Genomic DNA, 13,826 nt, shown 5'->3' on the forward strand with positions numbered 1-13,826 from the left:
GTAAGCTGTAATGGAGGTTCAGACGGATCAGCTACAGCAAGCGCTACAGGTGGAACAGCACCATATACGTATGCATGGAGTAATGGAGCCACTACAGCAAGTATAGTAGGTGTTGTAGCTGGAACTTATAATGTAACCATCACTGATGCTAATGGTTGTACTGACACTACTTCAGTAACAGTAACAGAACCTACAGCTCTTGTAGCATCAAGTGTAGTGGATTCAAATGCAAGCTGTAATGGAGGCGTAGACGGATCAGCTACAGCAAGCGCCACAGGTGGAACAGTACCATATACTTATTTATGGAGTAACGCAGCAACTACAGCAAGTATTGTTGGTGTTGCAGCAGGAACTTATAATGTAACCATCACTGATGCTAATGGATGTACTGATACATCAAGTGTAACGATTACAGAGCCAGCAGCTTTAGTCGCTTCAAGTGTAGTTGATTCTAATGCAAGCTGTAATGGAGGTTCAGACGGATCAGCTACAGCAAGCGCTACAGGTGGAACAGCACCATATACGTATGCATGGAGTAATGGAGCCACTACAGCAAGTATAGTAGGTGTTGTAGCTGGAACTTATAATGTAACCATCACTGATGCTAATGGTTGTACTGACACTACTTCAGTAACAGTAACAGAACCTACAGCTCTTGTAGCATCAAGTGTAGTGGATTCTAATGCAAGCTGTAATGGAGGCGTAGACGGATCAGCTACAGCAGGCGCCACAGGTGGAACAGTACCATATACTTATTTATGGAGTAACGCAGCAACTACAGCAAGTATTGTTGGTGTTGCAGCAGGAACTTATAATGTAACCATCACTGATGCTAATGGATGTACTGATACATCAAGTGTAACAATTACAGAGCCAACAGCTCTAGTCGCTTCAAGTGTAGTAGATTCTAACGCAAGCTGTAATGGAGGTTCAGACGGATCAGCTACAGCAAACGCCACAGGTGGAACAGTACCATATACTTATTTATGGAGTAACGCAGCAACCACAGCAAGTATAGTTGGTGTTGCAGCAGGAACTTATAATGTAACCATCACTGATGCTAATGGATGTACTGATACATCAAGTGTAACAATTACAGAGCCAACAGCTCTAGTAGCTTCAAGTGTAGTGGATTCTAATGCAAGTTGTAACGGAGGTTCAGACGGATCAGCAACAGCAAGCGCCACAGGAGGAACAGCACCATATACATACTTATGGAGTAACGCAGCAACTACAGCGAGTATAGTTGGTGTTGCAGCAGGAACTTATAATGTAACCATCACTGATGCTAATGGATGTACAGATACATCAAGTGTAACGATTACAGAGCCAGCAGCTCTAGTAGCCTCAAGTGTAGTAGATTCTAATGCAAGCTGTAATGGAGGTTCAGACGGATCAGCAACAGCAAGTGCCACAGGAGGAACAGCACCATATACATACTTATGGAGTAACGCAGCAACCACAGCAAGTATCGTTGGAGTTGTAGCAGGAACTTATAATGTAACTATCACTGATGCTAATGGATGTACGGATACATCAAGTGTAACGATTACAGAGCCAACAGCTTTAGATAATAGTATAACTCAAGACTCAGGAGTTTTAACGGCAAATCAAGCAGGTGCAACTTATCAATGGTATGCATGTCCTAATACTTTATTAGTCGGAGAAACAGATCAAAGTTTTACTCCTTCAGAAGTAGGAAGCTATAAAGTTGAAATCACTATGGGAGCATGTGTTGAAGAGTCTGCTTGTGAAGATGTTACAGTATTGGGCTTAGAAGAAGTTGAAAATAATTTTAAATTTTCAATGTATCCAAATCCTAGCGATAGAAATGTACATATTACAACGAGCATGGATGGTTATTTTCAAGTTATTAATCAATTAGGTCAAATAATCAAAACATTTAAAGTAGATGCCAATATTGAATCTACGGTGTATGTTGGAGATTTAAATAATGGATTTTATTTTGTAAAATCAGTAAATAACAATTTTATTCAAAAGTTAATTGTAAAAAAATAGCTTAGTTAAGTACTTTTTTTGAACATGCAAAAGCGAGATTTCATTGTTAGAAATCTCGCTTTTATTTCCCCTTACATTTAATAATATCTATTGGATAAATGATAACTATCAAATATTTGAATTGATAGATTTAAATTCGTTTCATAATAAGTTTTAAGCTAAAGGTAAGGTTGTAAATATATCATTTTACTTCTTACTTTTTTTGTGTGACAAAGTGTTGTAAATTTGCAACTTCTAAAAACAATCCGAAATTAAATTTATGTCGCAAACAAATCAAGCTGTTCAAGAAAAAAAAACCGATAAAGAATTATACGACTACCAACAAGGTGCCATAAGTCAGATTTTTGAAAAGTTCGAAACAGAACGCGATGATTATCACTTATTATACCAACTACCAACAGGTGGTGGAAAAACGGTTATCTTCTCTGAGATGGTTCGTCAATATCTTAAAAATCATAATAAAAAGGTATTGATCATGACACACCGAGTGGAACTTTGTAATCAAACCTCTAAAATGTTAGATGGTTTTGGTGTGACTAATAAAGTGGTGAACAGTAAGGCAAATTTAGATGACCAGGCAGACTATTCTTGTTTTGTGGCCATGGTCGAAACCTTAAATAATCGATTAAATGACAACAAATTAGATATTTCAGATGTTGGTTTGGTGATTATTGATGAGGCGCATTACAACTCCTTTACTAAATTATTTAAGTTTTTTGAAAAATCCTTTATTCTTGGTGTTACGGCTACGCCTCTAAGTTCTAATAAGGATTTGCCAATGAAGGATAATTACGATGAACTCATTACTGGCGAAACCATTGAAAGTCTTATAGAAAATGAATTTTTGGCAAGAGCTGAAACCTATGCGTACGATATGGGTTTAACATCTTTAGAAGTCGGTTCTAATGGTGATTATACCGTAAAATCTTCCGAAGATTTATACTCAAGTCCAGCGATGTTGCAAAAGCTACTCGATGCTTATAAAAAGCACTCGTACGGTAAAAAGACATTAATATTTAATAACGGTATTAACACGTCTATAAGTGTGTATTATGCATTTAAAGAAGCAGATCTTCCAATTATGCACTTAGATAATACCGCGACAAAGAAACAACGTAAGCAGATTTTACAGTGGTTTCATGAGACGCCAAATGCAATTTTAACCTCAGTAAGTATTTTAACAACGGGTTTTGATGAACCTACAATTGATACCATTATTTTAAATAGAGCAACAAAATCGTTGACTTTATATTACCAAATGATTGGTCGTGGTTCTCGTATTTTAAATAATAAAACCAAATTTACTACTATCGATTTAGGAAATAACCTTTACAGATTTGGACCTTGGGGAGCCGATTTAGATTGGCAATTAATCTTTAAGTCGCCAAACTGGTATGCAGATCGCATTAAGGATGATGAAGCTATTGAATCTAACTTTAAACACGATTTATCCGATGAGATAAAGGAAGAGTTTTCAAAGTCTGAAGAAACCTATTTTGATATCAAGCAAACCTACAAAGACGCCGTAGATAGTGGTGAATCCTCTAAAGTGGTTTTAGAACGTTCTATAGCTCAACATGCTAAAATTTGTATTGAAAATAGTGAAGATGTGTATGATGCATTGGCTTTAGCAAAACTACTTAAAGACGATATTAATCAACGTATTGAAACCTATGCAAAATGTATTAGTCGTAGTACTTATAATTTCTTAAAATGGTTGAAAGACGATTATCAGAAGAAATTAAATTCTTATATACGAACTAATTTTGACGAGAAGTTTGAAGAAATTCACGGATTTCCACCTGAAGATTAAGAGTTTGCAATAAAATCAATTAATTAGATTTTGTATGAGAAAATAGCGTAGTTTCGCGGCTTATTTTAAAACATTATAAAATGAAACGCATTAGTCAATACAAAAAGCTTTTTTCTGTAGAAGAATCAATTAATCTTAAAGATTTAAAAAAGACATACAGAAACTTAGTTAAGGAATGGCATCCAGATAAATTTCAAGATGGAGATCCTAAACAGGAAGAGGCGGAATTTAAAAGTGTTGAAATTATTGATGGGTATCATTTTTTAGTCAGTATTGCACCTGAAACTAAAGCTGCAAATCTTGAAGAATACACCGAAACAATTACAAACTCTAGTATTGTAGACTTTCAACACAAAGGTTTATTATTAGAGATTACATTTTTAGATGGTTCTACATACGAGTATTTTGGAGTGCCAAAAGGTGTGTTTATTAAATTTTTAAATTCAGATAAACAAATGCGTTTTGCAAGACGAAGTATTTTTAATTCGTACACGTATAGAAAATCTAAAAAAGAACTTCAGGAGGCTTAGAATAGCGTAGACCTGATATTATAATAAGTTATGAGCAACGTAAATTCCGAGACAAACGAAGACATTTCAATCCATGAGATTGAAAACTGTATTTCTATATTAGAACGCCTCGTTGCGAATACAGATCAAATTTTTGAAATTCCAAAAGCCCAACGTACGGCTTTAATTAAGGCATCTGGCCAATTATCGCGTCCGAGTAGAGAGGAATTTTCAAGACGAAAGAAAGACGCAAAAAAAGCAGCAAAACGAAAGCAAGCTGCCAGAGATAAAAACGCACGAAAAGAAACCGGAATACGTAGTGCCAGAGAAGCACATGTTTTTGTAGCACCTAAATTATTACCTGAAGCCGATCTAAAGGCTAAGGAACAATTAGAATTAGAATCTCCAAGAAACTGCTACGTTTGTAAAACACTTTATACCAAATTGCATCATTTTTATGACACCATGTGCGAAGAATGTGGCGATTTTAATTATGCTAAACGTTTTCAAACCGCAGATGTTAAAGGGCAAGTAGCTGTAATTACCGGATCGCGTTTAAAAATAGGATATCACATAACGTTAATGTTATTACGAGGTGGTGCCACAGTTATTGCAACTACACGTTTCCCTGTAGATTCTGCTTTGCGTTTTTCAAAAGAAGAAGACTTTACAGAATGGGGACACCGTTTAAAAATACATGGTCTCGATTTAAGACATATTCCGAGTGTAGAAATCTTTTGTAATTTTATAGAACAACGTTACAAAAAGCTTGATATTCTTATCAATAATGCCGCTCAAACAGTAAGGAGACCAGCCGGATTTTATAGTCATTTAATGCCAAACGAAGAGCGCCCAATTGAGGAATTACCTAAATTTGCACGCGATCTACTAAACGATCACACTGAGTGTTTACAAGAATTACAACAGTTAACTTCCGGAGCCTCTTCTAATAAGAATATGCCAGTGACTTGGCATGGGCCAGAACCAGGTATTGGTTTGCGTGCTTCTGCTAAATTATCTCAAATTCCATATAGTTTTGATAATACCTTGGTAGCACAAGAGGTTTTTCCTGAAGGAGAATTAGATGCCGACTTACAGCAAGTAGATTTAAGAAAAACCAACAGTTGGAGGCTAAAACTTGGAGAAATTGAAACTACCGAAATGATTGAAGTACAGTTGGTAAATTCTGTAGCTCCGTTTGTATTGTGTAACCGCTTGTCTGAAGTGATGAAGAAAGAAAATACAGGGCAAAAACACATTATTAATGTATCTGCTATGGAAGGGAAATTTCACACCTTCTTTAAAGAAGATCGTCACCCTCATACCAATATGGCTAAAGCGGCATTAAATATGTTAACACATACGGCTGCTGGTAGTTTGGCTAAAGAAGGAATTTATATGAATGCCGTAGATACGGGTTGGGTTACAGATGAAGATCCTGCAGAATTGGCAAAACGTAAGCAAGAACTACACGATTTTCAACCACCATTAGATATTGTTGACGGTGCCGCACGTGTTATGGACCCGCTTTTTGATGGTATTAATACAGGAAAACATTGGTCGGGTAAATTCCTAAAGGATTATCGTCCGATTAGTTGGTAGGCTATCATTTTTTCACACATAGCCTTATTCCATTGTATAACATCAGTTCTAGTAATTTTGAAGGATGAAAAGCTTATTGAGAACACATCTTATTAAAAAGTGATATTCTCGATACAAGTATTTCGCTTTCTATCGTAAATTTTACTCGAATTGAAGAATTACCTCAAAAGAACAAATTACCTTTACAACTTAATAATAACACTATGGCATCATTTTCAGAATTAGGAATACACAAGAATTACATAAAAGGATTAAAAGAACTTAATATTGTAAGCCCAACAGAAATACAAGAAGCCGTTATTCCTGTTCTACTAGAATCTAAAACTGATCTAATAGGATTAGCACAGACAGGCACTGGAAAAACAGCAGCTTTTGGCTTACCTGTTTTGCATGCTATAGATGCTACGAATCCTGAAGTACAAGCCTTAATTATTGCACCAACACGCGAATTGGTGCAACAAATACAAAAGCAACTTTTTAAGTTTACAAAATATATAGATTCTAAGATTTTCTCTGAAGGCGTTTATGGAGGTGAAAAAATAGACCGTCAGATTAAAAATTTGACTAGAACAACGCATATTGTTGTTGCGACTCCGGGACGTTTACTCGATTTAGTAGAGCGTGAAGCAGTGGATATTTCAAATGTAAAAATATTAGTTCTAGACGAAGCTGATGAAATGCTTAGTATGGGCTTCAAAGAAGATTTAACTAAAATTTTACAGTACAATACGAAGAAACGAAACACATGGTTGTTTTCGGCGACGATGCCAATAGAAATTAAGAACATCGTAAAAAATTATATGTCTAAGGATGCTATTCGTGTAGAAGTGAATAAAAATGCTTTAGTAAACGAAAATATATCTCATCATTATATTCAAACGACGATTAAAGACAAATTGAATATGATTACTCGTATTTTAGACCGACGTCCAAATGAGCGAGGAATTATTTTTTGTAGAACCAAAGCTGGTACAAAGGCTTTAGCAGAACAATTGCAAAAAGAAGGTTTTGCAGTAGGCGCCTTAGAAGGAGATATGCAACAAAAGGACCGTGATAAAGTAATGCGTGCCTTTAAAAATGAAAGTTTGCAAGTCCTAATTTCTACGGATGTTTCAGCGCGAGGGATTGATGTTAACAATCTTGGTTTTGTATTACATCACCAATTACCAGAACATTTAGATTATTATACACATCGTAGTGGTAGAACTGCAAGAGCCGGAAATACAGGGCAATCTATAGCTTTAATTATTCCTGGTGAAATGCAAAAGGTTATCGATATTCAAAAAGCTTTGGGCATTACGTTTAGAGAACTTACCATGTAATTCTATTCCCTAGAAACTTGTTGTTTTTTTCAGAATTGAGAATGGATAGGTCTACATGTTAACAAGCGTTCCTTTACACTTTGGTTTGTTAAAATGTATAGGTTTTATTAGGTTCCGAGAAGTTGGTATTTTATTTGGTTAATTATTAAAACTCTTCAGACAGCAGCTTACCACATTTTCATTTATTAATAGTATATTGTGTTTTTATAAATAAACAATAAACACAGAATAATATACAATGAAATCATTTTCAGTAGAAGACATTAACGCCATAGTTAATGGTGAGATTATAGGCAAAACCACAAATAAAATTTCGGGATTAGAACAAATAAAAAAGGCCAATGAACATCAGGCTACATTTATTGGTAACCGAAAATTTGCGGCTTTATGGAAAGATTCTAAAGCAAGTTTAGCTATTGTAAATGATAATTTAGATATCGAACCAGGAGAAAATCGTGTGCTTATTAAAGTGAAGAATGCAGATTTGGCCATGGCTAAATTATTGGAATCTTTTACTCCAGAACCACCTCATTTTGAAACCGAAATTCACCCTTCTGCTACTATAGATGCCACTGCAACTATTGGAAAAGGCACTAGAATAGGAGCAGGTTCTTATATCGGAAAAGATGTGGTATTAGGAGAAAATGTGACTATTTATCCTAATGTTACCATTTTAGACGATACCACAATTGGTGATTATACCACGATTTGGTCTGGGACCGTTATTAGAGAGTACTCAGAAATCGGCAGTCATTGTATATTTCATAATAATGTAAGTATTGGTGCAGATGGTTTTGGCTATCGACCATGTGATGATGGCAGAGGCTTAGTTAAGATTCCACATATCGGAAATGTAGTCATTGGAAATGGAGTAGAGATTGGTGCCAATTCTTGTGTGGATCGTGGTAAATTTAGTTCTACAATTTTAGGAGATGGCTGTAAAATTGATAATTTGGTTCAAATAGCGCATAATTGTGTCCTTGGTAGATCTTGTATTATGGCTGGTAGTTCAGGTCTTGCAGGTTCTGTAACTTTAGGAGATGGTGTGATGATTGGAGGATCGGCCTCTATAAAAGACCATACTACTATCCATTCTGGTGCTACGGTTGGTGCAGGCTCTGGTGTAATGAATGACGTTGCTGCAGGTAAAACGGTATTGGGTTATCCTGCTGTAGACTCTAGAGAAATGTTAAAACAATGGGTAGCATTACGTAAGTTAGCGCGTTAAATAATACAAGACTAATAGCAATATACTATACGTCGCTTCGAGTGAAATTCTTATTCTATAATAAGTATCGAAACATTTTTATAAATTAATTGATTTTAACACCAATTACTTTAGACAACTCCACTCGAACTGACGTCTGTATTCTAAACCCTTAAGCTGATTTTTGTTCTACATTCTGTTTTAAATGTAGCAGACCAGCAACCATGCCATCTAGCTCATGTTCCAAAAAGGTAGCATTTCTTTTGCTAAACCCTTTGATGCTGTTGGCATAAAGTTCTACACCACCATGTGTAATACAAACACTGTACGTGTCATTTTCGGCATCTAATTTTACTGAAGTTCTGTAATCGCTTGAGATTAATAACCAGTAACACAAACTATTAATCTGATTAAATAAAGAAAATTTTGTTTCCATAATATTTAGATTTAATAGATAGAGGGAGATCTAAAACAAAGGTAGATTGAAGATCTACGGCAATCAAATTTTGTTGTTGTAGCGATTCTTTTTATCGGCTAACTGAGTGTAAATGACTAAAAATACGATGATTAACATATGGATTATTGAAAAGCCCAATACAAATAAGTATCGGGCTTAAACTTAAATATTTATGCGGGATTAATTATTTGTCCTTAGCAATCATAATAGATTTGGTATTCACAAATTCCTTCATACCAAAACCTCCGTGTTCTCTACCAAAACCAGAATCTTTAACTCCTCCAAAAGGCATATTCGGTTCTGCTAAACCAAATTTATTTATATATACCATACCAGTATCAAAATGCTTTTCGGCAAGTGTTGTAGCTCGCTGAATATCTTTAGAGAAAATACCTCCACCAAGACCAAATCGGCTGTCGTTTGCGATGTTTATGGCATCATTTTCATCTTTTGCTTTAATCAGTGCTGCGACAGGTCCAAAGAGTTCATCATCGTAAGCTGGTTGGCCTTTGCTAACAGATTCTAGCACTGTAGCAGGATAAAAGTAGCCATCACCTTTGGGTATACTTCCTCCACACAGTATTTTTGCTCCATTCTCTACACTTTTCTCAACTTGTTCATGAAGTGTTTCTCGTAAATCTTTTCGCGCCATAGGTCCTAATTTGGTAGATTTATCTGTAGGATCTCCTAATTTTAAAGCTTTCATAGCTTCAACGAATCCTTCTTTAAATTCATCATACACCGCATCTACCACGATAAAACGTTTGGCTGCAATACAAGTTTCTCCATTATTATAAATACGTCCCATAACGCAAGTTTTTACAGCGTGTTCGATATCTGCATCTTCAAGAACTATATAAGCATCGTTACTCCCTAACTCTAGTACGGACTTTTTTAAGGCTTTACCAGCTTTAGCGCCTATGGCTTCTCCTGCAACAGGACTACCCGTTAAGGTTACGCCTCTAATCAATTTATGCTTAATAAGTTCGTCTGATTGATCGTGATTAATAACCAAGACACTAAAGAGGCCTTCTGGCAAACCTGCAGCTTTGTAAATGGATTCTAATAACTTTGCTGTACCAGTAACATTAGAAGCGTGTTTCAATAGTACACTATTTCCGGCCATAAGGTTAACTATACTGTATCGTATCACTTGGTAAGTTGGATAATTCCATGGTTGAATACCATAGATTACACCCATTGGAGCATAGGTTATTATACCTTTTCCGCCATCTTGTAATTCGCGTTCTTCATTTTTTAGAACTTCGGCTGCTTGCGCTGCAGAATAATCACAGATTCCTGAGCATAAATCAATTTCTTGATGACTTTGTTTCAGTAATTTACCCATTTCATCAGTCATTAATTCAGCTAACTCTGTTTTATAATTTTGAAGTTCTTTTCCTATTGATTTAATAATTTCACCACGCTCTTCAAAAGATTTCATTTTCCATTGTAAGAAGGCTTCATGCGATTTTTTAACGGTAGATTCTACTTGGTCATCCGTCATATATTCATAAGAGGATAGGGTTTTACCGTTAGCAGGATTTATAGTTTTAAATGTCTTTTGTTTTGTTGTCGTTTCCATAGTTTCTTTTTTCTGTTCTTTTTCTATTTCTGTTCGCTAGGCACTAAATAAATATCATTGATATTTACGCGGTTGGGTTGTAATAAGGCGTAATGAATGGCGTTGGCAATATCTTCGGCCTCTAATGTGGTCATGTTCTGCATGTCTTGTATATTTTCCTTGATGTCTTCATCCGTAATGGTATCGGTAAGTTCTGTAGCTACAGCACCAGGCTCTATAGACGTTACATTAATGCCATACTTTGGCGCCAGTTCTTGCCTTAGACCTTCCGAAAACATTTTTACTGCCGATTTAGTGGCACAATACACGGCACCACCAGGAAAATAACGGTGTGCAGCCATGGATGAAATGTTAATGATATGTCCTCCGTTATTCGTTTTCATTTTAGGAAGCACGGCAGCAACACCATTAAGGACACCTTTAATGTTGACATCCACCATTTGTTCCCATTCGTCAGTTTTTAACTTTTCTACAAAGGATAAGGGCATGAGTCCGGCGTTGTTAATAAGCCCATCAATTTTGCCATAAGCTTTAACAGTTGCATCTACAACCTGATCAAAATTATCCTTTTTAATAACGTCTCCAGAGACCACAAGTGCCGTACCTCCGTCGTTTTCAATGGTGTCTTTTAAGGCTTTAAGTTTATCTTCTCGTCTTGCCATTAAAACCACCTTTGCTCCATCTTTAGCGAGTTTCTTGGCTGTAGCTTCTCCAATACCACTTGATGCTCCGGTAATTATGACAACTTTGTCTGTTAAATTCATATTGCTATCGTTTTTGTAATTAGTAATTCCCGTCTAAATTGCGATGATTTACACGATTTGCTTAACGGTAATAAGACAATTATTGACCTAAAACAAATAGGGTAGAAGAGAGCTCTAAAATTGCTTATAAATTTGCAATACCATTAATATTATTAGCAATAGTGACAATGGGTACTTGTGGTTCTTTATACTTTTAATGCATTGGACCGACTTAAAAATTAAGTTGCAGAATTTAAAAAAGAACAACATGATAAAACCAAGACAACAGACACCAGATTTAACAGTTAATTTAGTGAACGGAACCGAATGGACGCTCAGTAAACAGCAACCTGAGAATTTTACTTTAGTTATAGTGTATAGAGGATTACATTGTCCGGTGTGTAAAAAATATTTAGAAAAATTACAACCAAAGTTATCTGAGTTTAAAGACTTGGGTGTTAATGTGGTAGCGGTAAGTAGTGATACCAAAGCTACAGCAGAACAAACCTATAAAGAATGGGATATTGATGATGTGCCATTGGGTTATGAATTTTCAATTGAAGAGGCGCGTGAATGGGGACTATTTATTTCAAAAGGTATTAAGGACGAACCAGATACGTTTATAGAACCTGGTTTATTTGTGATTAAACCAAATCAAGAATTGTATTGTGCTTCGCTACAAACCATGCCTTTTGCACGACCAGAATTAGATGACATCATTAAAGCTATAAAATTTGTGTTAGATAAAGATTATCCGGCTAGGGGTGAAGCATAACAAATTAATTATAAGGTTATATGAGTACGACTCAAAAATTTAAAATTCAGCATTTACCACGATTATTACTCGATACAGGTAAAGCATGGTTTGAAGGAGAACCTTTTCAGCGTAGTGCCATTGTGGCTTATTACGCTGTATTGTCTTTGCCAGCATTAGTAATTATTATTTTAAAAATAGTAGGAAGTGTTTGGGGAGAAGATATTGTGCGCGGAGAACTGTTAAATGAGATTTCTAGTGCCATAGGTTCAGATGCTGCCGATGCTATAAGAACCATGATAGAAAACCAAAGCGGCGAAAAGACTTCTGTATTTGCGACCATTATTGGTATCGGAACCTTATTATATGGGTCTACAGGTGTCTTTTTTCAATTGCAATCTGCTTTAGATAAAATATGGGAACAAGAACCCTCGTATCAAAATGATGTGGTCGCTACGGTGATGAGTCGTGTAAAAAGTTTTGGATTTATACTAATTCTAGGCTTTTTAATGCTTATTAGCTTTATCATGACCTCTTTACTGAGTACTTTTAGTAAACAGCTGAATACGTTTTTGCCTGAAAATATGTTCGATTATTTATTTGTGGTCGACTTTTTAGTCTCAGTAGCCTTTATTTATGTCCTCTTTGCTACGATGTTTAAATACTTGCCTTCCTCAAAGATTTCGTGGAAATCAGTACGTGTAGGAGCAGGTTTAACCACCTTGTTATTTTTAATCGGTAAATACCTATTGGCCTTATATTTTAATAAAATGGAACCAGGATCTACTTATGGAGCAGCAGGTTCTATTATTTTAATTATGCTTTGGGTATCTTACTCTAGTCTTATTTTACTGTATGGTGCGTATTTTACAAAGCAATATGCCGATAAGTATATTAAAAACGATTATATCTCTTAAGGCTATATAGCGATCACTTAATACTATAGCATTGAAAAGCCTGTAAACGATAATGTTTACAGGCTTTTCTGCTATCAACCAATCAATATAATAATCTGGAAGTCCCAAATCACTATGTCAATATTTTTTAATATTTTCCGAATCTGCATCAATAAATTCTAAGACTTTAGAAGGGTTTTCTACCAACTTGGCTTTAGTTTTGGTAAATACTATTGCACCTTTTAAAGCTGCAGGATTTTGCCTTAAAATGGTAATACAATCTGAATCGTCAAAATGTTCAATATCTTTATCAATGGCTTTATCGTCAATGATATTGCACAATCTTGTATTGAGACGTTCGGCAAGTTCGGCCCATTGTGTCCCTGTGAGTTGCACGTTTGCAATATCTAAACTATGCACGCTTTTTTCAGATGCCTTAATATAGGCTAAAGTCTGTACATCTCTATTATCTTCACTGTTATAGATGCATGTAATTTGTCTGTTGTGATCACTAAATACTCCCATAATTAATAGGTTTTCATCATTTCTTTACGCTTCTTTAACTGTGAGGTTAAATCACTTACGGTCTCTGTTACCGCATCTTGAAAATTGTAACTCGATGATTCTGCGAACAGGCGAGGCCCAGGAGCGCTTAAACGTATGCCACAAACTTTTCCGGTGTTGTCTGAGCTTGTGTTTTCTACTTTAAAGAAGACATCTGCACGGATCACAAAATCGAATTTTGTAAAAATAGGATCTAGTTTTTCTCTTGTAAATGTCTCTAAGGCTTCGCTAGCTGAGACATCGTGATATTCAAAAATAATATTTGTATCGTTCATGGTATTTATGTTTTAAGGTTGTGTTATCAAATTTAGATAGAATACTAAGGATCAGTTGACTCGTATCGGAATGATTTTAA

13 protein-coding genes are annotated in these 13,826 nt (G+C 35.6%); 8 read left to right on the forward strand and 5 right to left on the reverse strand.

The genetic code is table 11. The annotated features are described in order from the left end of the window. The 6 genes from C8N41_RS17010 to lpxD form a co-directional block, all read left to right on the forward strand. Nucleotides 1–2,019: T9SS type A sorting domain-containing protein (locus tag C8N41_RS17010; RefSeq protein WP_115839727.1), on the forward strand; the 2,019-nt coding region annotated here is incomplete at its 5' end. A 259-nt stretch (nt 2,020–2,278) separates the two neighbouring features. Continuing rightward, a complete protein-coding gene (locus C8N41_RS14025; protein ID WP_092443030.1) occupies nt 2,279–3,832 on the forward strand; it encodes a DEAD/DEAH box helicase in 1,554 nt (517 codons plus the stop codon). Between the two features lie 80 nt (nt 3,833–3,912). After that, nucleotides 3,913–4,362, forward strand: a complete 450-nt coding sequence (locus C8N41_RS14030; RefSeq protein ID WP_115839728.1) for a KTSC domain-containing protein — start codon at nt 3,913–3,915, stop codon at nt 4,360–4,362. Nucleotides 4,363–4,392: 30 nt separating this feature from the next. Continuing rightward, entirely contained in the window at nt 4,393–5,943 is a 1,551-nt protein-coding gene (locus C8N41_RS14035) for an SDR family NAD(P)-dependent oxidoreductase (RefSeq protein WP_092443026.1), read from the forward strand. A gap of 203 nt (nt 5,944–6,146) precedes the next feature. Next, nucleotides 6,147–7,265 carry a DEAD/DEAH box helicase gene (locus C8N41_RS14040; protein WP_092447671.1) on the forward strand — a complete coding sequence of 373 codons (1,119 nt, stop codon included), beginning with the start codon at nt 6,147–6,149 and terminating at the stop codon, nt 7,263–7,265. Nucleotides 7,266–7,503: 238 nt separating this feature from the next. Continuing rightward, nucleotides 7,504–8,493: a UDP-3-O-(3-hydroxymyristoyl)glucosamine N-acyltransferase gene (lpxD, locus tag C8N41_RS14045; RefSeq protein ID WP_115839729.1), complete on the forward strand. Its 990-nt coding sequence runs from the start codon at nt 7,504–7,506 to the stop codon at nt 8,491–8,493. 151 nt (nt 8,494–8,644) lie between these two features. Here the strand turns inward: lpxD and C8N41_RS14050 are convergent, their stop codons facing one another. The 3 genes from C8N41_RS14050 to C8N41_RS14060 all read right to left on the reverse strand — a co-directional run bounded on the left by C8N41_RS14050 (nt 8,645) and on the right by C8N41_RS14060 (nt 11,278). After that, on the reverse strand, nt 8,645–8,908 hold the full coding sequence (locus C8N41_RS14050) for a hypothetical protein (protein WP_092443023.1): 264 nt from the start codon (nt 8,906–8,908) through the stop codon (nt 8,645–8,647). 205 nt (nt 8,909–9,113) lie between these two features. Next, complete coding sequence (locus C8N41_RS14055) at nt 9,114–10,514, reverse strand: NAD-dependent succinate-semialdehyde dehydrogenase (protein ID WP_115839730.1); 1,401 nt, start codon at nt 10,512–10,514, stop codon at nt 9,114–9,116. A gap of 23 nt (nt 10,515–10,537) precedes the next feature. Then, nucleotides 10,538–11,278, reverse strand: coding sequence for an SDR family oxidoreductase (locus tag C8N41_RS14060; protein ID WP_115839731.1), 741 nt, complete (start codon nt 11,276–11,278; stop codon nt 10,538–10,540). Nucleotides 11,279–11,525: 247 nt separating this feature from the next. Here C8N41_RS14060 and C8N41_RS14065 point away from each other — a divergent pair, with 247 nt between their 5' ends. After that, the gene (locus C8N41_RS14065; protein WP_115839829.1) at nt 11,526–12,032 is read left to right on the forward strand and encodes a redoxin domain-containing protein; all 507 of its coding nucleotides are present in this window, start codon (nt 11,526–11,528) and stop codon (nt 12,030–12,032) included. A gap of 20 nt (nt 12,033–12,052) precedes the next feature. Beyond that, complete coding sequence (locus C8N41_RS14070) at nt 12,053–12,928, forward strand: YihY/virulence factor BrkB family protein (protein ID WP_115839732.1); 876 nt, start codon at nt 12,053–12,055, stop codon at nt 12,926–12,928. Nucleotides 12,929–13,045: 117 nt separating this feature from the next. Here the strand turns inward: C8N41_RS14070 and C8N41_RS14075 are convergent, their stop codons facing one another. Together C8N41_RS14075 and C8N41_RS14080 are read right to left on the reverse strand one after the other, a co-directional pair. Continuing rightward, nucleotides 13,046–13,432 (reverse strand): hypothetical protein, encoded by a 387-nt coding sequence (locus C8N41_RS14075; RefSeq protein WP_092447666.1) that lies wholly within the window; start codon nt 13,430–13,432, stop codon nt 13,046–13,048. Nucleotides 13,433–13,434: 2 nt separating this feature from the next. Next, the gene (locus C8N41_RS14080) at nt 13,435–13,746 is read right to left on the reverse strand and encodes an HPF/RaiA family ribosome-associated protein (protein WP_092447665.1); all 312 of its coding nucleotides are present in this window, start codon (nt 13,744–13,746) and stop codon (nt 13,435–13,437) included. Between the last annotated feature and the right edge of the window lie 80 nt (nt 13,747–13,826).

It is taken from the genome of Winogradskyella sediminis (genome assembly GCF_003387355.1).
GTDB classification, from domain to species: Bacteria; Bacteroidota; Bacteroidia; order Flavobacteriales; family Flavobacteriaceae; genus Winogradskyella; species Winogradskyella sediminis.

What these genes read in the sequence shown, in the direction of transcription:
- C8N41_RS14030 (WP_115839728.1), top strand. Translation starts at nt 3,913, where the DNA reads ATGAAACGCATTAGTCAATACAAAAAGCTTTTTTCTGTAGAAGAATCA.
- C8N41_RS14025 (WP_092443030.1), top strand. Translation starts at nt 2,279, where the DNA reads ATGTCGCAAACAAATCAAGCTGTTCAAGAAAAAAAAACCGATAAAGAA.
- C8N41_RS14055 (WP_115839730.1), bottom strand. Translation starts at nt 10,514, where the DNA reads ATGGAAACGACAACAAAACAAAAGACATTTAAAACTATAAATCCTGCT.
- C8N41_RS14035 (WP_092443026.1), top strand. Translation starts at nt 4,393, where the DNA reads ATGAGCAACGTAAATTCCGAGACAAACGAAGACATTTCAATCCATGAG.
- C8N41_RS14065 (WP_115839829.1), top strand. Translation starts at nt 11,526, where the DNA reads ATGATAAAACCAAGACAACAGACACCAGATTTAACAGTTAATTTAGTG.
- lpxD (WP_115839729.1), top strand. Translation starts at nt 7,504, where the DNA reads ATGAAATCATTTTCAGTAGAAGACATTAACGCCATAGTTAATGGTGAG.
- C8N41_RS14080 (WP_092447665.1), bottom strand. Translation starts at nt 13,746, where the DNA reads ATGAACGATACAAATATTATTTTTGAATATCACGATGTCTCAGCTAGC.
- C8N41_RS14070 (WP_115839732.1), top strand. Translation starts at nt 12,053, where the DNA reads ATGAGTACGACTCAAAAATTTAAAATTCAGCATTTACCACGATTATTA.
- C8N41_RS14075 (WP_092447666.1), bottom strand. Translation starts at nt 13,432, where the DNA reads ATGGGAGTATTTAGTGATCACAACAGACAAATTACATGCATCTATAAC.
- C8N41_RS14040 (WP_092447671.1), top strand. Translation starts at nt 6,147, where the DNA reads ATGGCATCATTTTCAGAATTAGGAATACACAAGAATTACATAAAAGGA.
- C8N41_RS14060 (WP_115839731.1), bottom strand. Translation starts at nt 11,278, where the DNA reads ATGAATTTAACAGACAAAGTTGTCATAATTACCGGAGCATCAAGTGGT.
- C8N41_RS14050 (WP_092443023.1), bottom strand. Translation starts at nt 8,908, where the DNA reads ATGGAAACAAAATTTTCTTTATTTAATCAGATTAATAGTTTGTGTTAC.